This is a genomic window from Kosakonia radicincitans DSM 16656, assembly GCF_000280495.2.
Classification (GTDB): Bacteria; Pseudomonadota; Gammaproteobacteria; order Enterobacterales; family Enterobacteriaceae; genus Kosakonia; species Kosakonia radicincitans.
Genome location: NZ_CP018016.1, coordinates 5,653,395 through 5,671,969 on the forward strand (window position 1 = coordinate 5,653,395; position 18,575 = coordinate 5,671,969).

General features: G+C 54.5%; 19 protein-coding genes. 12 read left to right on the forward strand and 7 right to left on the reverse strand.

Annotation, left to right across the window (positions count from 1 at the left end; genetic code table 11):
• Positions 1-26: 26 nt before the first annotated feature.
• The 6 genes from cytR (at position 27) to rraA (ending at position 5,685) form a co-directional block, all read left to right on the forward strand.
• On the forward strand, positions 27-1,052 hold the full coding sequence (gene cytR / locus Y71_RS27135; protein WP_007369225.1) for a DNA-binding transcriptional regulator CytR: 1,026 nt from the start codon (positions 27-29) through the stop codon (positions 1,050-1,052).
• Positions 1,053-1,145: 93 nt separating this feature from the next.
• Positions 1,146-2,147: a cell division protein FtsN gene (ftsN, locus tag Y71_RS27140; protein WP_035941935.1), complete on the forward strand. Its 1,002-nt coding sequence runs from the start codon at positions 1,146-1,148 to the stop codon at positions 2,145-2,147.
• A 92-nt stretch (positions 2,148-2,239) separates the two neighbouring features.
• Positions 2,240-2,770: an ATP-dependent protease subunit HslV gene (hslV, locus tag Y71_RS27145; protein ID WP_007369227.1), complete on the forward strand. Its 531-nt coding sequence runs from the start codon at positions 2,240-2,242 to the stop codon at positions 2,768-2,770.
• Between the two features lie 9 nt (positions 2,771-2,779).
• Positions 2,780-4,111 carry an ATP-dependent protease ATPase subunit HslU gene (gene hslU / locus Y71_RS27150; RefSeq protein ID WP_007369228.1) on the forward strand — a complete coding sequence of 444 codons (1,332 nt, stop codon included), beginning with the start codon at positions 2,780-2,782 and terminating at the stop codon, positions 4,109-4,111.
• Positions 4,112-4,177: 66 nt separating this feature from the next.
• Positions 4,178-5,107 carry a 1,4-dihydroxy-2-naphthoate polyprenyltransferase gene (gene menA / locus Y71_RS27155; RefSeq protein WP_007369229.1) on the forward strand — a complete coding sequence of 310 codons (930 nt, stop codon included), beginning with the start codon at positions 4,178-4,180 and terminating at the stop codon, positions 5,105-5,107.
• A 92-nt stretch (positions 5,108-5,199) separates the two neighbouring features.
• Positions 5,200-5,685 (forward strand): ribonuclease E activity regulator RraA, encoded by a 486-nt coding sequence (gene rraA, locus Y71_RS27160; protein ID WP_007369230.1) that lies wholly within the window; start codon positions 5,200-5,202, stop codon positions 5,683-5,685.
• A 171-nt stretch (positions 5,686-5,856) separates the two neighbouring features.
• Here the strand turns inward: rraA and zapB are convergent, their stop codons facing one another.
• Entirely contained in the window at positions 5,857-6,102 is a 246-nt protein-coding gene (zapB, locus tag Y71_RS27165) for a septal ring assembly protein ZapB (RefSeq protein WP_007369231.1), read from the reverse strand.
• A 426-nt stretch (positions 6,103-6,528) separates the two neighbouring features.
• Between zapB and Y71_RS27170 the strand changes: the two genes are divergently transcribed.
• From Y71_RS27170 to fpr, 4 genes are all read left to right on the forward strand, one after another.
• Positions 6,529-7,377 carry an MIP/aquaporin family protein gene (locus Y71_RS27170; RefSeq protein ID WP_007369232.1) on the forward strand — a complete coding sequence of 283 codons (849 nt, stop codon included), beginning with the start codon at positions 6,529-6,531 and terminating at the stop codon, positions 7,375-7,377.
• Between the two features lie 21 nt (positions 7,378-7,398).
• Entirely contained in the window at positions 7,399-8,907 is a 1,509-nt protein-coding gene (gene glpK, locus Y71_RS27175; RefSeq protein WP_007369233.1) for a glycerol kinase GlpK, read from the forward strand.
• 101 nt (positions 8,908-9,008) lie between these two features.
• Entirely contained in the window at positions 9,009-10,019 is a 1,011-nt protein-coding gene (glpX, locus tag Y71_RS27180) for a class II fructose-bisphosphatase (RefSeq protein WP_007369234.1), read from the forward strand.
• Positions 10,020-10,115: 96 nt separating this feature from the next.
• Positions 10,116-10,862, forward strand: coding sequence for a ferredoxin--NADP(+) reductase (fpr, locus tag Y71_RS27185; RefSeq protein WP_007369235.1), 747 nt, complete (start codon positions 10,116-10,118; stop codon positions 10,860-10,862).
• Here the strand turns inward: fpr and Y71_RS27190 are convergent, their stop codons facing one another.
• Positions 10,863-11,282, reverse strand: a complete 420-nt coding sequence (locus tag Y71_RS27190; protein ID WP_007369236.1) for a DUF805 domain-containing protein — start codon at positions 11,280-11,282, stop codon at positions 10,863-10,865. It abuts the gene before it with no gap.
• Positions 11,283-11,394: 112 nt separating this feature from the next.
• On the opposite strand from Y71_RS27190, the gene Y71_RS27195 reads away from it, so the two are divergent.
• Together Y71_RS27195 and tpiA are read left to right on the forward strand one after the other, a co-directional pair.
• Entirely contained in the window at positions 11,395-11,994 is a 600-nt protein-coding gene (locus tag Y71_RS27195) for a YiiQ family protein (protein WP_007369237.1), read from the forward strand.
• Positions 11,995-12,101: 107 nt separating this feature from the next.
• Positions 12,102-12,869 (forward strand): triose-phosphate isomerase, encoded by a 768-nt coding sequence (gene tpiA / locus Y71_RS27200; protein ID WP_007369238.1) that lies wholly within the window; start codon positions 12,102-12,104, stop codon positions 12,867-12,869.
• A gap of 140 nt (positions 12,870-13,009) precedes the next feature.
• Here the strand turns inward: tpiA and Y71_RS27205 are convergent, their stop codons facing one another.
• The 5 genes from Y71_RS27205 to fieF form a co-directional block, all read right to left on the reverse strand.
• The gene (locus Y71_RS27205) at positions 13,010-14,314 is read right to left on the reverse strand and encodes an SLC13 family permease (RefSeq protein ID WP_007369239.1); all 1,305 of its coding nucleotides are present in this window, start codon (positions 14,312-14,314) and stop codon (positions 13,010-13,012) included.
• A 73-nt stretch (positions 14,315-14,387) separates the two neighbouring features.
• Positions 14,388-15,146, reverse strand: coding sequence for a CDP-diacylglycerol diphosphatase (locus Y71_RS27210; protein ID WP_007369240.1), 759 nt, complete (start codon positions 15,144-15,146; stop codon positions 14,388-14,390).
• Between the two features lie 124 nt (positions 15,147-15,270).
• Positions 15,271-16,260: a sulfate ABC transporter substrate-binding protein gene (locus Y71_RS27215; protein ID WP_007369241.1), complete on the reverse strand. Its 990-nt coding sequence runs from the start codon at positions 16,258-16,260 to the stop codon at positions 15,271-15,273.
• Positions 16,261-16,408: 148 nt separating this feature from the next.
• Positions 16,409-17,371 (reverse strand): 6-phosphofructokinase, encoded by a 963-nt coding sequence (gene pfkA / locus Y71_RS27220; RefSeq protein WP_007369242.1) that lies wholly within the window; start codon positions 17,369-17,371, stop codon positions 16,409-16,411.
• Positions 17,372-17,570: 199 nt separating this feature from the next.
• Positions 17,571-18,455, reverse strand: a complete 885-nt coding sequence (gene fieF / locus Y71_RS27225) for a CDF family cation-efflux transporter FieF (RefSeq protein ID WP_007369243.1) — start codon at positions 18,453-18,455, stop codon at positions 17,571-17,573.
• Positions 18,456-18,575 lie beyond the last annotated feature (120 nt).

Consider the following 18,575-nt stretch of genomic DNA (forward strand, 5'->3'; position numbering starts at 1 on the left):
TGCGCCGTGCATGCGAGGAGAACAAGTTGAAACCCAAAAATCAGGTTGCAGCAGCGACCATGAAAGATGTTGCCATGAAAGCAAAGGTTTCTACGGCAACCGTATCCCGTGCATTAATGAATCCGGAAAAAGTGTCGCAGACGACCCGTAATCGGGTTGAGCAAGCCGCCATGGAAGTGGGTTATTTACCCCAGTCGATGGGACGTAACGTCAAGCGAAACGAATCCCGCACTTTGTTGGTGATTGTGCCGGATATCTGCGATCCCTTTTTCAGCGAAATCATTCGCGGTATCGAAGTTACCGCAGCCGAACACGGCTATCTGGTACTGATTGGCGACTGCGCCCACCAGAATCAGCAAGAAAAAACCTTTATCGATCTGATCATTACCAAGCAAATCGACGGCATGCTGCTGTTAGGTTCACGCCTGCCGTTCGACGCCAGTATTGAAGAGCAGCGCAATTTGCCGCCGATGGTCATGGCGAATGAATTTGCTCCTGAGCTGGAGCTGCCTACCGTACACATTGATAACCTGACCGCCGCTTTTAACGCCGTCAATTATCTACAGGAACAGGGGCACCATCTGATTGGCTGTATTGCCGGGCCGGAAGAGATGCCATTGTGCCACTACCGCTTGCAGGGTTATGTGCAGGCGCTGCGCCGCTCAGGAACGACTGTCGATCCGCACTATATTGCACGCGGTGATTTTACCTTTGAAGCCGGAGCGCACGCGCTGGAACAGCTACTGGCGTTGCCCAAGCCGCCAACGGCGGTGTTCTGCCATAGCGACGTTATGGCGCTGGGTGCGCTGTCGCTCGCCAAACGCCGGGGGCTGAAAGTACCGGACGACTTATCGATTATCGGTTTTGATAACATTTCACTGGCAGAGTACTCTGACCCGCCGCTAACCACCGTTGCGCAGCCGCGCTACGAAATTGGCCGGGAATCGATGCTGCTCCTGCTGGAACAACTGCAAGGTCATAACGTCAATAGCGGATCGCGCTTGCTGGATTGCGAATTGATCCTGCGCGGCAGTACCCGGGCGATTACGTAAATACCTGGCTTTAAGACACCCCCTTCTGGTCAAAAGCCCGTCGCTTAAGTAACATGGCGGGCTGATAAACGATATAAATACAGCGAAACGATAGTGGCACAACGAGATTATGTACGCCGCGGCCAGCCGGCTCCTGCGCGGCGAAAAGCGAGCAACTCAAGGAAAAAGCAACGCAGCAGGTCTGCGGTCTCTCCAGCCATGGTCGCCATCGCGGCCGCCGTGCTGGTCGCCTTTATCGGTGGTCTGTACTTTATTACGCACCACAAAAAAGAAGAATCCGAAGCGCTGCAAAATCAAAAGGTCACCGGTAACGGCCTGCCGCCGAAGCCGGAAGAGCGCTGGCGCTACATTAAAGAGCTGGAAAGCCGTCAGCCAGGCGTGCTTGCGCCTACTGAACCTTCTGCAGGCGGCGAAGTGAAAAACCCGGATCAGCTGACAGATGAACAGCGCCAGCTGTTAGCGCAGATGCAGGCGGATATGCGCCAGCAGCCGACGCAGCTTAATGAAGTGCCGTGGAACGAACAGACGCCGGAACAACGTCAGCAAACGTTGCAGCGCCAGCGCCAGGCTCAGCAGCAGCAGCAGCCGCAGTGGACGCAAACGCAGCCGGTACAGCAGCCGCGTACGCAGACGCGTGTAGTGGAACAACCGGTACAACAACAACCGGCTCGGACAACGGCCACTGCGCCGCGTCAAACACAGACGCAAACGCAGCAGCAGCCGAAAGCCGCCGCAACATCGCAGCCGTATCAGGATCTGTTGCAAACGCCGCCGCATACCACCGCAGCACAGCCGAAAGCGCAGCAAGCTGCGCCGATAACACGTGAGGCGGAAGCGCCGAAAACGCAAACGGCGGAGAAAAAAGATGACCGCCGCTGGATGATCCAGTGCGGTTCGTTTAAAGGCCAGGAGCAGGCAGAAACCGTTCGCGCCCAGCTGGCGTTCGAAGGGTTTGATTCACGTATCACCAGCAACAACGGCTGGAACCGCGTGGTACTTGGCCCGGTGAAAGGCAAAGAGAATGCTGATTCCACAATTAGCCGTCTGAAAATGGCGGGTCATACAAACTGTATCCGTCTCGCCTCCGGGGGTTGAAACCCCCGAAATCCCCCCCATCTATAATTGCATTCTGCCCCGTACGCTGTGCGGGGCGCTGTATTCTGCATTTGTAACCAAGGGGTCTGCTCGTGACAACAATCGTAAGCGTACGCCGTAACGGCCATGTCGTTATTGCCGGTGATGGCCAGGCCACACTGGGTAATACCGTAATGAAGGGCAACGTGAAAAAAGTCCGCCGCCTGTATAACGACAAAGTTATCGCAGGTTTTGCCGGTGGTACGGCCGATGCCTTCACTTTGTTCGAACTCTTCGAACGCAAACTGGAAATGCACCAGGGCCATCTGGTGAAAGCGGCTGTCGAGCTGGCAAAGGACTGGCGCACCGATCGCATGCTGCGCAAGCTGGAAGCGCTGCTGGCGGTGGCAGATGAGAACGCGTCGCTGATCATCACCGGTAATGGTGATGTGGTTCAGCCGGAAAATGACCTGATCGCTATCGGTTCCGGTGGGCCATACGCCCAGGCCGCAGCCCGTGCGTTACTGGAAAATACCGAGCTTGGCGCGCGTGAAATCGCTGAGAAGGCGTTGGATATTGCAGGCGATATCTGCATTTACACCAACCACTTCCATACCATCGAAGAATTACCCTCTAAAGCGTAAGGATCTCCCATGTCTGAAATGACCCCACGCGAAATTGTCAGCGAACTGGACAAACATATTATCGGCCAGGACGCGGCTAAGCGTTCTGTGGCAATCGCCTTGCGTAACCGCTGGCGCCGTATGCAGCTTGATGAAGAGCTGCGTCACGAAGTGACACCAAAAAATATTCTGATGATCGGCCCGACCGGCGTCGGTAAAACCGAAATTGCGCGTCGTCTGGCGAAACTGGCTAACGCGCCGTTTATCAAAGTTGAAGCGACCAAGTTCACCGAAGTGGGCTATGTCGGGAAAGAAGTGGATTCTATCATCCGCGATCTGACCGATTCCGCAGTGAAAATGGTACGTATCCAGTCGATCGAGAAAAACCGCTACCGCGCCGAAGAGTTGGCCGAAGAGCGTATTCTCGACGTACTGATCCCACCGGCGAAAAACAACTGGGGACAACCGGAGCAATCCGCTGAACCTTCAGCTGCGCGCCAATCCTTCCGCAAAAAACTGCGCGAAGGCCAGCTCGACGATAAAGAGATTGAAATCGATCTCGCTGCTGCACCGATGGGCGTAGAGATCATGGCGCCTCCGGGCATGGAAGAGATGACCAATCAGTTGCAGTCCATGTTCCAGAACCTGGGCGGGCAGAAGCAGAAACCGCGTAAGCTGAAAATTAAAGACGCGATGAAGCTGCTGATTGAAGAAGAAGCCGCGAAGCTGGTCAACCCGGAAGAGTTGAAACAGGACGCTATCGAAGCCGTTGAGCAGCACGGGATCGTGTTTATCGACGAAATCGACAAAATCTGTAAGCGCGGCAATACCTCCGGGCCGGACGTTTCCCGCGAAGGTGTACAGCGCGACCTGCTGCCGCTGGTGGAAGGCTGCACCGTCTCAACCAAGCACGGCATGGTGAAAACCGATCACATTCTGTTTATCGCCTCCGGCGCGTTCCAGGTTGCCAGCCCGTCGGATCTGATCCCGGAATTGCAGGGCCGTCTGCCGATTCGCGTTGAATTGAAGGCGTTAACGACGGAAGATTTCGAGCGCATTCTGACCGAGCCAAACGCGTCTGTGACGGTACAGTACAAAGCACTGATGGCGACCGAAGGCGTGAATATCGAATTTACTGACGACGGCATCAAACGCATTGCGCAGGCTGCCTGGCAGGTGAACGAAACCACGGAAAACATCGGCGCCCGCCGTTTGCATACCGTGCTGGAACGCCTGATGGAAGACATCTCCTACGACGCCAGCGATCTGGGCGGTAAGACCATTATCATCGATGCCGACTATGTAAGTAAGCACCTTGATGCTTTAGTGGCAGATGAAGATCTGAGCCGTTTTATCCTATAATCCCGTTCACAACGTTTTCATCACATTCGATGGGGGCTTATGCCCCCATTTTTGTTGGCGTAATTTATGAACGAAACGCAATCTCTGAGCCTTACTCAGGCCTGGCTGGAAAGCCTGCGACCTAAAACATTACCGCTGGCATTCGCGGCCATTGTCGTGGGCACCGTGCTGGCGTGGTGGCAGGGTTATTTTGATCCGCTGGTCGCCGTGCTCGCATTGATCACCGCTGGCCTGCTACAAATCCTCTCCAACCTTGCCAATGATTACGGCGATGCAGTGAAGGGCAGCGATAAACCGGATCGCATTGGGCCGCTGCGCGGTATGCAGAAAGGTGCTATTTCGCTTGCGCAAATGAAGCGAGCGCTGATTATCGTGATTGTGCTGAGCTGCATTTCCGGGCTGTTGCTGGTGACGGCTGCAACCCAGACGCTGGCAGATTTTATCGGTTTCCTCGTGCTCGGCGGCCTGTCGATCATTGCGGCGATTACCTACACCATTGGTAAGCGCCCGTATGGCTATCTCGGCCTTGGCGATATCTCAGTGCTGATTTTCTTTGGTTGGCTGAGCGTGATGGGAAGCTGGTATCTACAAACGCATATGCTGATCCCGGCGGTTATCCTGCCCGCCACGGCCTGCGGCCTGCTGGCGACTGCTGTATTGAATATCAATAACTTGCGTGATATCGACAGTGACCGCGAGAACGGCAAAAACACGCTGGTGGTGCGTTTAGGGCCAATCAACGCCCGCCGTTATCACGCCAGCTTGCTGATCGGCGCGCTGCTGTGCCTGGCGCTGTTCAACCTGCTGTCATTGCATAGCCTGTGGGGATGGTTATTTCTCCTTGCAGCACCGCTACTTATCAAACAAGCGCGCTTTGTGTTGCGCGAACGCGATCCGCGCGCTATGCCGCCAATGCTTGAACGTACGGTAAAAGGCGCATTGCTTACTAACTTATTGTTTGTTATTGGAATAATTTTCAGCCAGACACACCTTTAACTGATTAATGTCAATTAACAATTGATGATTTTGCCAACAGTGCGGGATGCGCGATATACTAACGTTTCTCGCATCAACTGAACGTTAATCCTATGAAATACGATACTTCTGAGCTTTGTGACATCTACCAGGAAGAGATCAACGTTGTAGAGCCGCTATTCTCTAATTTTGGCGGTCGGTCGTCTTTTGGCGGACAAATCATCACGGTGAAATGTTTCGAGGATAACGGGTTGCTGTACGATCTGCTCGAACAAAATGGCCGTGGTCGCGTCCTGCTGGTCGACGGCGGCGGTTCTATGCGTCGCGCGTTAATCGACGCCGATCTCGCACGCACTGCGGTGCAAAACGAGTGGGAAGGCATTGTGGTTTATGGTGCTGTGCGCCAGGTTGACGATCTGGAAGAGCTGGATATCGGCATCCAGGCGATTGCCGCTATTCCGGTTGGCGCAGCAGGTGAAGGCATTGGTGAAAGCGACGTGCGCGTCAATTTCGGCGGCGTCACCTTCTTCTCTGGCGACCATCTGTATGCCGACAATACCGGCATTATCCTTTCCGAAGATCCCCTCGATATCGAGTAAAAAAAGGGCGCCATCAGGCGCCCTTCTTCTTTTGCGTCAGACAACGCTTCGCTTATCCGATCCGAACGATTTCATGTTGTAGCAAGGCGGCAAGCAAATGAATTCCCGGCAGCACAGATAGCCTGACCGGAGTGAATGCGCGCAGCCAACACCGTGAAAGATAAAGCGTAATCAGACTTCTTCCATGCGGCCCAGCAGCGCCTGCAAACGCTCCTGCCAGCCATGCTGCTGCTCTTTCAGCTGGTTGTTTTCGCGCTCCAGCTCTTCGCGACTATGCTGTGCAGCCTGAACGTCCTGCGCCAGACTATTGTTCTTTTCTTTCAGCTCTTCGATTTCCATCTGCAACAGCGTGATGGTATCAATCGCCTGCTGCACTTTCGCTTCCAGTTTCTCGAATACTTCTAATGACATTGTCATACCTCTCCTGAGTTGCAAGGCGTTGATAGGTAAATCTTCGTCCCTAATACCGGCGACGCCTTAATAAAAATGAGCGCATTTCGCTTGCCTCCGATTGTATGAATCACGCCAGCCCCTGTCCAGCGCGGAGCCGCGCTGTTTGCGCTTTGCAACACTTTTCGTCCTCATCCTGGTGCAACAGCGGTGCCCGTCTCTAAATTGTTAAGAGTGAAGTTACAAAAATGATTCAGCTCACATTTCGATATGATACAAAAACACCCCAATTCGCGCGAAAACGCTCATTTTATTGACGCAGTACACACATTTTAATTTCGATATTTCTCGTTTTTGCTCGTTAACGATAAATTAACACTATGTCTACACGACATCATGGGAGACGTTGGCCCCATGCTAACAATAACCATTACTCTTTAGCAGGATCCGATTATGAGTCAGACATCAACCTTAAAAGGCCAGTGCATCGCCGAGTTTCTCGGAACCGGGTTGTTGATTTTTTTCGGTGTCGGGTGTGTCGCAGCGCTGAAAGTGGCAGGTGCCACCTTCGGCCAGTGGGAAATCAGCATCATCTGGGGTCTTGGCGTGGCTATGGCCATCTACCTGACTGCAGGGGTTTCCGGCGCGCATCTTAACCCCGCGGTAACGATCGCACTATGGCTCTTCGCCAGTTTTGACGGGCGCAAAGTAACTCCCTTCATCATTTCGCAGTTTGCCGGCGCGTTTTGCGCAGCGGCGCTTGTTTACGGGCTTTACTACAATCTTTTCCTCGACTTCGAACATACGCACAATATGGTGCGCGGCAGCGTCGAAAGTCTTGATTTAGCGGGTATCTTTTCAACCTACCCTAACCCGCACATCAACTTTGTGCAGGCTTTCGCAGTTGAAATGGTCATTACCGCTGTTCTGATGGGCGTCATCATGGCGCTGGGTGATGATGGCAATGGTGTTCCACGCGGGCCGCTGGCCCCCCTGCTGATTGGTCTGCTGATTGCGGTTATCGGCGCGTCAATGGGGCCACTGACCGGCTTTGCCATGAACCCGGCGCGTGATATTGGCCCGAAAACCTTCGCCTGGCTCGCAGGCTGGGGCGACGTCGCCTTTACCGGCGGCAAAGATATTCCCTACTTCCTCGTACCGCTGTTCGGGCCGATCGTAGGCGCGGCGCTCGGTGCGTTCGGTTATCGTAAACTGATTGGCCGCCATCTGCCGTCAGGAACCAGTGAGGCGGCGGAAGAAAAAGGCACTGCCTCAACGACTCAACAAAAAGCTTCGCTGTAATGTGACTACGGGACTCTAACCATGACTGACAAAAAATATATCGTTGCGCTCGACCAGGGTACTACCAGTTCCCGCGCGGTTGTGATGGATCACGACGCCAACATCATCAGCGTTTCACAGCGCGAATTTGAACAAATTTACCCGAAGCCAGGCTGGGTTGAGCATGATCCCATGGAAATCTGGGCATCGCAAAGCTCCACGCTGGTCGAAGTGTTAGCGAAGGCAGACATCAACTCCGACGAAATCGCCGCCATCGGTATTACCAACCAGCGTGAAACGGCCATCGTCTGGGAACGCGAAACCGGCAAACCGATCTACAACGCGATTGTCTGGCAGTGCCGTCGTACCGCCGAGATTTGCGAGCAGCTCAAACGCGATGGCATGGAAGAGTACGTGCGCAACACCACCGGCCTTGTGATTGACCCGTACTTCTCCGGCACCAAAGTGAAGTGGATCCTCGATCACGTTGAAGGCTCCCGTGAACGTGCGAAGCGCGGCGAACTGCTGTTCGGCACCGTGGATACCTGGCTTATCTGGAAAATGACGCAGGGCCGCGTTCACGTGACCGATTACACTAACGCCTCGCGTACCATGCTGTTCAACATCCACGCGCTGGACTGGGACGACAAAATGCTGGATGCGCTGGATATCCCGCGCGCCATGCTGCCGGAAGTGCGCAAATCCTCCGAAGTGTACGGTCAGACCAACATTGGTGGTAAAGGCGGTACGCGTATTCCTATCGCCGGGATCGCCGGTGACCAGCAGGCCGCGCTGTTTGGTCAGCTGTGCGTGAAAGAAGGGATGGCGAAAAATACCTACGGCACCGGCTGTTTTATGCTGATGAACACCGGCGAGAAAGCGGTGAAATCCGAGCACGGTCTGCTGACCACCATCGGCTGCGGCCCGAAAGGCGAAGTGAACTACGCGCTGGAAGGCGCAGTGTTCATGGCGGGGGCTTCCATCCAGTGGCTGCGTGATGAAATGAAGCTGATCAGCGATGCATTCGACTCTGAATATTTCGCTACCAAAGTAAAAGACACCAACGGCGTATATGTGGTTCCCGCTTTTACCGGCCTCGGCGCGCCATACTGGGACCCGTACGCACGCGGCGCAATCTTCGGCCTGACACGTGGTGTGAACGCTAACCACATCATTCGCGCCACGCTGGAATCGATCGCCTACCAGACGCGCGACGTTCTGGAAGCGATGCAGGCAGACTCCGGTATTCGTTTACACGCGCTGCGTGTGGATGGCGGCGCGGTGGCCAACAACTTCCTGATGCAGTTCCAGTCCGACATTCTGGGCACCCGCGTAGAACGCCCGGAAGTGCGTGAAGTGACGGCGCTGGGCGCGGCCTACCTTGCTGGTCTGGCGGTCGGTTTCTGGCAGAATCTTGATGAATTGCAGGAAAAAGCGGTCATCGAACGCGAATTCCGCCCTGGCATCGAAACCACCGAGCGCAACTACCGTTACAGCGGCTGGAAAAAAGCCGTTAAACGCGCGCTGGCGTGGGAAGAACACGACGAGTAATCCTGCCACCTCTCCCCTCCCCCGTTTGGGGGAGGGGATCAATCCTCTCCCCCTCTCCCTGTGGTAAACTTTGTGCAATTTCTTTCACTACAGAGTGTGTTATGAGACGAGAACTTGCCATCGAATTCTCCCGCGTTACCGAGGCTGCGGCGCTGGCTGGCTACAAGTGGCTGGGACGTGGCGATAAAAACACGGCGGACGGCGCAGCGGTAAACGCTATGCGCATCATGCTCAACAATGTCGACATTGACGGTACCATCGTCATTGGCGAAGGGGAGATCGATGAAGCGCCGATGCTGTTTATCGGTGAGAAAGTCGGCACAGGAAAAGGCGACGCCGTGGATATCGCGGTCGATCCTATTGAAGGCACCCGCATGACAGCGATGGGCCAGGCAAATGCGCTGGCGGTACTGGCTGTCGGCGATAAGGGTTGCTTCCTGAATGCGCCGGATATGTACATGGAAAAACTGATTGTCGGCCCAGGCGCTAAAGGCGCTATCGACCTCAATCTGCCGCTGGCGGATAACCTGCGCAATGTCGCTGACGCGCTGAACAAACCCCTGACTGAATTGACGGTCACCATCCTTGCCAAACCGCGCCATGACGCAACGATTGCAGAGATGCAAAAGCTCGGCGTGCGCGTTTTTGCCATTCCCGACGGCGATGTCGCGGCGTCCATTCTTACCTGTATGCCGGATAGCGAAGTCGATGTGCTGTACGGTATCGGCGGCGCGCCGGAAGGTGTGGTTTCCGCAGCGGTGATACGCGCGCTTGATGGTGACATGCAGGGACGTCTGCTGGCGCGCCATCAGGTGAAAGGCGACAGCGAAGAGAACCGCCGCATCGGCGAACAGGAGCTGAAACGCTGCCGTGGCATGGGCATTCAGGCGGGCAACGTGCTGCGTCTGGACGATATGGCGCGTAGCGATAATGTGATTTTTGCGGCAACCGGCATCACCAAAGGCGATCTGCTGGATGGCATTACCCGCAAAGGTAATATCGCCACCACGGAAACGCTGCTGATCCGCGGGAAATCGCGCACGATTCGCCGCATTCAGTCCATCCACTACCTCGATCGTAAAGATCCGGATGTGCAACGCCACATCCTGTAAGGCTATTTGTTCAATTGAGCTTTCCGGCCCGCACGGGCTGGAAATCTCCCTCCACAGGCACGAAGATAAGGCAACGCAACTGAACAGGAGATAACCATGGCGGAATGGGTAACAGGAAAAGTCACTAAGGTGCAGTTCTGGACCGATGCGCTATTTAGCCTCACCGTGCATGCCCCCGTTAACCCCTTCACTGCCGGGCAGTTCGCCAAACTTGGTCTGGAAATTGACGGCGAGCGCGTTCAGCGCGCTTACTCTTACGTCAATGCGCCGGGTAACCCCGACCTCGAGTTCTATCTTGTCACCGTACCGGAAGGCAAACTCAGCCCGCGCCTGGCAGCCCTGCAACCGGGAGACGAAGTGCAAATTGTCAGCGAAGCCGCCGGTTTCTTTGTGCTTGAGGAAGTACCGGATTGCGAAACGCTATGGATGCTGGCCACCGGCACCGCTATTGGGCCATATCTGTCGATTTTGCAGGAAGGCAAGGATCTGCAACGCTTTAAAAATCTGGTGCTGGTGCACGCCGTGCGCTATGCCGCGGATCTCAGCTACTTGCCGCTGATGCTGGAACTGCAACAGCGTTATGAAGGGAAACTGCGTATTCAGACGGTAGTCAGCCGGGAGACGATTTCCGGCTCACTGACCGGACGCGTACCGGCGTTGATTGAAAGTGGTGCGCTGGAAGAAGCCGTCGGGCTGCCGATGAACACCGAAACCAGCCATGTGATGCTGTGTGGCAACCCGCAAATGGTACGCGATACCACACAACTCCTTAAAGATTCCCGGCAAATGACCAAGCACCTGCGCCGCCGACCGGGGCATATCACCGCGGAACACTACTGGTAATCAGCGATACTTCACTTCCAGCGTCTCTTTGCCATATTTGTTTTCTCCCTGGGTGCCGACAAACGCGCCCAGGTCGATCAGCATCATGACAATAATCACCACCGGAATCAGACGTCCCACCGCCCATTCCAGCGTACCGTTCAGCACTTCCCAGTGGCCGGAAAGCAACATCCACGCCAGTACCATCAGCAATCCCCACGCGCCATGACGGCCGCGATCGTGCAAACGTTTCACCATTACGCAGGCAGTCGGCCAGATGAGGCACACCAGAATAAACGCGGCCATCTGGAAATCGAGCATTCCACTGTTTGCCAGCGCAAACAGCACTGTCATGCTCACTACCCAGAGGATGATCCAGACCCAAAAGTCGCGTCGACCAATGCGCCCTTTAAACGAAAACAACCACTGCTGTATGCCCATGTAAGGTTCCTTATTATCGTAATGCTGCGTAGTTTACCCTGGCAGCGGGAGTTTTTGACAAGCCAGCCCGATATCGTTTTAATCGTGAGCACACTTTAGAGAGGGCGATGTAATGAAAGCATGGCGTTACCCGATTTGGCTGCTCTTCTCAGCGCTGATCTTCGGCTCCCCGGTGTGGGCGGAAGAGACGCCTGCCACAGCAACCGCGCCCTACCTGCTGCCGGGCGCGCCAACATTCGACCAGTCGATCAGTCAGTTTCGGGAAAAATTTAATACCGACAACCCGACGCTTCCGCTGAACGAGTTCCGCGCTGTTGATGGCCGTAACGATCAGGCGAACCTGACGCGCGCCGCAACAAAAATAAACGACAATCTTTATGCATCGACAGCGCTGGAGCGCGGTACGCTGAAAATCAAGTCGATGCAAATCACCTGGCTGCCGGTACAGGGTCCAGAGCAAAAGGCGGCGAAAGCGAAAGCCCAGGAGTATATGGCAGCGATAATTCGCGCGTTTTCGCCGACGATGACTACCGCGCAAAGCGGGCAAAAGCTGCAAAAGTTGCTGAATAACGGCAAAAACAAACAGTACTACGCGGAAACAGAAGGCGCAGTACGTTATGTGGTGGCAGATAACGGCGAAAAGGGGCTGACCTTCGCTGTTGAACCGATTAAGCTGACGCTATCTGAATCGCTTGAAGATAACAATAAATGACAAAAAGCAAAGCCTTTCAGGGGATGAATCTCTATACTGTTTCACAGACCATGCTGCCCTGAAGGGCGGCCATATTCCTTAATTCGCCAAGCGCGTGGAGAGTAAAAATGCGACATCCTTTAGTGATGGGTAACTGGAAACTGAACGGCAGCCGCCACATGGTAAACGAACTGGTTGCAAACCTGCGTACCGAGCTGGCTGGCGTAACGGGCTGTGCGGTCGCGATTGCGCCGCCGGAAATGTACCTGGATCTGGCTAAACATGCTGCTGACGGTAGCCACATCATCCTGGGCGCGCAGAACGTCGACGTTAACCTGTCCGGCGCTTTCACCGGTGAAACCTCTGCCGAAATGCTGAAAGATATCGGCGCAAAATACATCATCATCGGCCACTCTGAGCGTCGTACTTACCACGCAGAATCCGATGAATTCATCGCCAAAAAATTCGCCGTACTGAAAGCGCAGGGCCTGATCCCGGTACTGTGCATCGGTGAAACCGAAGCAGAAAACGAAGCGGGTAAAACCGAAGAAGTCTGCGCACGCCAGATCGACGCTGTGTTGAAAACCCAGGGCGCGAGCGCGTTCGAAGGCGCAGTGATTGCCTACGAACCGGTTTGGGCGATCGGTACCGGCAAATCCGCAACTCCGGCGCAGGCGCAGGCTGTACACAAATTTATCCGTGACCACATTGCTAAAGCAGACGCGAAAGTGGCTGAGCAAGTGATCATTCAGTACGGCGGTTCCGTGAATGCAGGCAACGCCGCAGAGCTGTTCACCCAGCCGGACATCGACGGTGCGCTGGTTGGCGGCGCGTCCCTGAAAGCTGACGCTTTCGCCGTGATCGTCAAAGCAGCAGAAGCCGCAAAACAGGCGTAATGCTGTTGCATGGCGGGTGGCGCTTGCGCTTACCCGCCCTACGCAAAGCCAGGCCCGGTATGCGCTAACGCCACCGGGCTTTTTTACACCTATCCTCTCCTGCAGAAATAAGCGCATCGCTATCCGGCAATGTCAGACCGTTACAGTTTCCCCAGCACGCTAAACCACGCGTAATCCAGCGGTAACAATATCAGATACGTCACCACTGCCAGCGCCAGACAGAACAGCATTCCCGCGCGTGCCGGCACTTTCCCCAGCGCCATAGCTACCACAATCGGCGACGCCTGATACGGCAACAGCGGCGTGGAGTAGCCCAGCACCTGAATCATAATGACCGACAACAGCGGGAATCCGGTCGCGTCAGAAAAACTCTGCGCCAGCGTGGTAAACAGCGCCGGAACACCGTTGGCGGTCATAATGAAATTGAGTGCCGTGGTGATGCCCGTCAGCGCAAGAAAACTGGTGAACGGGTTAGCTGGATCGAGTGGCATCACCCTCAGCAACGCTTCCCCGACCGCACTGCCGATACCGGTTTGCGTCACCGTGATCGCTAAACCCAAAATCCCGGCAACGTAAATACAGGTGCGGATATTCACCCCGGTAGAAAATTCGTCGCCATTGATAAAGCCGATGCGCGGCAGCAAGGTGACACAGGCCGCCGCCAGCCCGGTCCACGCAGGACCAATACCGTGCCAGCTCTCCGTCACCCACATCGTCAGCACCACCGCCAGCAGCCACGCCAGCCGTTTCTCCTCCCGGCTCATCGGCGCAGAAATGGCCTCTTCACGCGGCGCCTGCGGCTGCCCCGGAAACAGCCAGCAGATCAGGCTAATCAGAATAACGCCTTTCAGAATGCCGAGTACCGGCGTGTGCAACAGCAAATAGGGAAGATAGTTGAGATGGATGCCATAAGAGCCTTCCGCCGCACCGCTCATCACCAGATTGGGAACGTTGGCGGGCAGTATAGTGGCCGAAAGCTGGAACGTGCCGAAACCGACGGCCAGCGCCAGCCCGTACCATGAACGTGTACCTTCCTGAATGCCCGATCGCGCCGCCATCGCTGCAACGATCGGCATCAGCAGCGCAATGCGTCCCATATTCGACGGCATAACAAAAGCCAGCGCATAGCTCAACAGCACGACGCTGGCGACCATTTGCAGCCATGATGTTGTCAGCCTCGATGACAACGCGCGGGCGGCTCTGTCCGCCAGACCGGTTTTACGGATCGCCACGCCCAGCACAAAGCCGCTGAACACCAGCCAGAATGCCGAAGAAGCAAACCCACCGAAGACCACCTCCGGCGGCGCGATTTTCGCCACCATCGCTGCGGTAAAGAACAGCAGTGCAGTAATAAACTCCGGTAACAGCGAGGTCGCCCACAGCACAATGGTGATGCCGACAATTAACGAGGGAAGGAACAGAGGGTGAGTAAGCCAGAGCGACATGCCTGTCTCCTGTAGATTTTTTCAGCAAGTCTACGGCGACAGGCAGGTTGAGTAAACGCGAATTATAGTGGGGTTATTTGAGGATATCGCATTGATGATCCTGAATTTCCTCCGCAGAAGCGCGATTAAGCGCCAGCAGATTACGCTCGGTTGCCAGCAGCACAAATGAGCCGTCCGCCTGTTGCACCATCGCCAGCGCAAAACGCCCCATATGCGCTTTTGCTTCCGGGATTTCTTCCGCCAGCATCAGGAACGGGCTACGCTGCACCAGTTCTGCTTCCGTCACGCGTCGGGCCAAATATTGATGGCCAAGCAAACCGCCCGGGAATTCCAGCCACTGGCTGCTAATACGCGCGGCATTATCATTTAACTGCCGACGTACATCGGGGCGCAGACAAGAGATGTGAATGTGAAAGTGGTTTTGTGTACGCCCCATGCGGGAGTTGATGGTCAGAGAGATGGCATTATCCGGCACTTCGCTGCCGCGCAGTTTGCTCATCACATCGCGGGATTGCCACGCCTGCCAGAAAAAGTTTGGCGTTGTCGCTTGCAGCAGCAGCGGGCTTTCCGTGCCGTTGATGCGATAAGTCGGCATCAACAGAAATTGCAGCGGCCCATTGCGATCTTTCATCAGCACGTAACCACTTTTCAGGTTCACCTGCGTACAGGGAGCGGGCGAATTATGTTCGCGGGCATTTGGCAGGCATTGCCCGATAACGATCTGCCGCAACGCGTCCGGATTGCCGCGACCTTTAAACCAGTATGCAGTTCCCGCGCCCGCCAGAACAACCAGCACTAACAGGGCAATGATAAGACGACGTACGGTTTTCATATTTCCGCTTCCTTTGCTGAAAGAACCGGAATGATAGCGCAAAACAGCAGTGAAGTCGGAAATCCTGGATTTTACGCAGGTGTAAAAACAACATCGCCCTCAAAAGAGGGCGATGTCTGGAGGATTAGCGTTTGCTGATTTGGTCGAACGTACCGCCGTTAGAGAAGTGCTCTTTTTGCGCTTTGGTCCAGCCGCCAAACTCATCATCAATGGTGAAGAGTTTCAGTTTCGGGAACTCACTCGCGTATTTCGCGGCAATTTGCGGATCGCGCGGACGGTAGAAGTTCTTCGCGACGATCTCCTGACCTTCCGGCGAGTAGAGATATTTCAGGTAGGCTTCAGCCACTTTCTCGGTGCCTTTTTTCTCGGCAACTTTATCAACGACAGAAACCGTTGGCTCAGCGAGGATCGATTCGCTCGGCGTCACGATTTCAAACTTGTCTTTGCCCAGTTCGTTGGTTGCCAGCAGCGCTTCGTTTTCCCACGCAATCAGCACATCACCAATGCCGCGTTCAACAAAGGTACTGGTTGCGCCGCGCGCGCCGGAATCCAGCACTTCAACGTTTTTATACAGCGCCTTCACGAACTCCTGCGCTTTTGCCTGATCGCCATTGTTATGGTGCAGAGCGTAGCCCCAGGCTGCCAGATAGTTCCAGCGTGCGCCGCCGGAGCTTTTCGGGTTCGGCGTAATAACGGAAATGCCCGGTTTTACCAGATCGTTCCAGTCATGAATCTGTTTCGGGTTGCCTTTGCGTACCAGGAAGACGATGGTTGAGGTGTAAGGCGCGGAGTTGTCCGGCAGGCGTTTGATCCAGTTTTTATCAATACGACCACGTTCAGCGATAGCGTCAACGTCATAAGCCAGCGCCAGCGTCACAACATCGGCATCAATGCCGTTAATTACCGAGGTCGCCTGTTTGCCAGAGCCGCCGTGAGATTGACGGATCACAACATTATCGCCGGTCTCTTGTTTCCAGTGCGCGCTAAACGCTTTGTTGTACTGTTCGTACAGCTCACGCGTTGGATCGTAAGACACGTTTAATAACTGGATGTCCTTAGCCAGAACGCTGGTGGAAGCCAGCAGTAAAGTAATTCCCACGCCCCATTTATTCATCGCCCACTCTCTTTGGTTGTGTATTTTGATGAGACCAGCGTGCCAGAAAGATAATCAATGATTAAAGAATAAAAAAAGATTGGCTATAACTATGCGGAATAAACAGACATAAAAAAATGCCCTCATATTCGAGGGCATTTTCATGCGATCAGAAGAGTTTCTTCGCGCAGTCCAGCCAGTCGCCTTTGAACGGGCGCTTCATGTTCTCGATAGCGTCGATAATGTCGTGGTGAACCATTTTTTCGTTCTGGATACCGACGCAGCGACCGCCAAAGCCCTGCAGCAGCAGTTCAATAGCGTAAGAACCCATACGGGATGCCAGGATACGGTCGTAAGGCACCGGAGAGCCGCCACGCTGAATATGGCCGAGAACGGTCGCACGCGTTTCACGCTGTGTTTCGCTTTCGATATATTTTGCCAGCTCGTCAATGTCGCAGATGTGCTCAGTGATCGCCACAATCGCATGTTTTTTACCTTTGGCGATACCGGCTTTGATTTCTGCAACCAGATCTTCACGGTTGAATTCTACTTCCGGCAGAACGATAAACTCACAGCCGCCGGCAATTGCCGCAGCCAGAGTCAGGTCGCCGCAGTAACGGCCCATCACTTCCACGATGGAGATACGCTGGTGGGAAGAAGAGGTATCACGCAGGCGGTCAATCGCTTCAACGACGGTTTGCAGCGCGGTGAAATAACCGATGGTGTAGTCCGTTCCCGCAACGTCGTTATCGATGGTGCCCGGCAGACCAATGCACGGGAAACCCATTTCAGTCAGGCGTTTGGCGCCCATATAAGAACCGTCACCACCGATAACAACCAGGGCATCGATGCCGCGTTTTTTCATGTTCTCAATAGCCACGGCACGGATATGCTCTTCGCGGAATTCCGGGAAGCGGGCAGAGCCGAGGAATGTACCGCCGCGGTTGATCATATCCGATACGCTGTAGCGGTCGAGTTGGATCATGCGGTCTTCGTACAGGCCGAGGTAACCATCATAGATACCTGCAACTTCCAGACCTTCTGTTAATGCGGCACGGACGACCCCGCGGATCGCGGCATTCATGCCTGGCGCATCACCGCCACTTGTCAACACACCGATTTTTTTAATCATGACTACCTCTGAACTAGGAATGCAAAATAAATTCTGTGGCCCGAAGCGACTCCCCACGGGAGCGAACAACTATGCTGCAAATAGTATATCAATCACTGCTTGCTGAATTGATTCAGGTCAGCCCAAATGGCGGTAATTTATACACAAAAAACGGGTCTGGCTCACTTTTTTACAATGGAATACGAATGCACTGTTGTGCTTAACGTCCCTGAGGTACGACAGAGCAGGGATCCTGGTGAATAATTACATCCGATCCCGGAAAACGTTGCAGAATGGCCTGCTCTACCTGCTCAGCCACGAGATGCGCCTGAACCAACGGCAGGTTATCGTCCATTTCTAAATGTATTTGAATAAAGCGGGTCGGCCCTGACTGCCGCGTGCGAAGATCGTGCGCGCCGCTAACGCCTGGCCAGGCAGTGACGATATCCACAATCTCCCGGCGCTCTTCGTCGGGTAACGCTCTGTCCAGCAACGCCTGAACCGCTTCATAACCCATGCGTAACGCGCTATACAGAATATAGCTGCCAATCCCCAGTGCAAACAGCGCATCCGCCCGGTGCCAGCCGTACCAGGACAGACCAAGCGCGATGAGAATTGCACCGTTCATCATAACATCAGACTGATAATGAAGCATATCCGCCCGCACCGCCTGGCTGTGGGTTTTACGTACCACCCAACGCTGAAAAGTGACTAATATCACAGTACTGAATAACGCGATTAGCGTCACGATAATACCAATCCCGGCAGCACGAAGCGGCTCGGGGTTAGCCAGATGCTGAATACCGGTCAAAAACAGAAACAGCGCCGAACCGGAAATAAACATACTTTGCGCCAGCGCGGCCAACGACTCCGCTTTACCATGCCCGAAAGTATGTTCTTCATCAGCGGGCTGCAACGAGTAACGCACCACTAACAGGTTGGTCAGCGATGCCGCGATATCCACCAGAGAATCCACCAATGCCGCCAGAATACTTACCGACCCGGTGAACCACCATGCAAAAATTTTAATTAACAGTAGTGACGATGCCATGACGGTCGCCGCGACTGCTGCCCGGGTAATCAGCCGCCCATAGGATTGATTCATAAACGCTCCTGCTTTGTCCTGCGGGAATTATAACGGATGGCATCGGTGGGAATAGTACGATTAAGCGTAAGATTGTTTGATAGTGAAGTGCATTGCAGGACGAATAGTGTTGCTTATCAG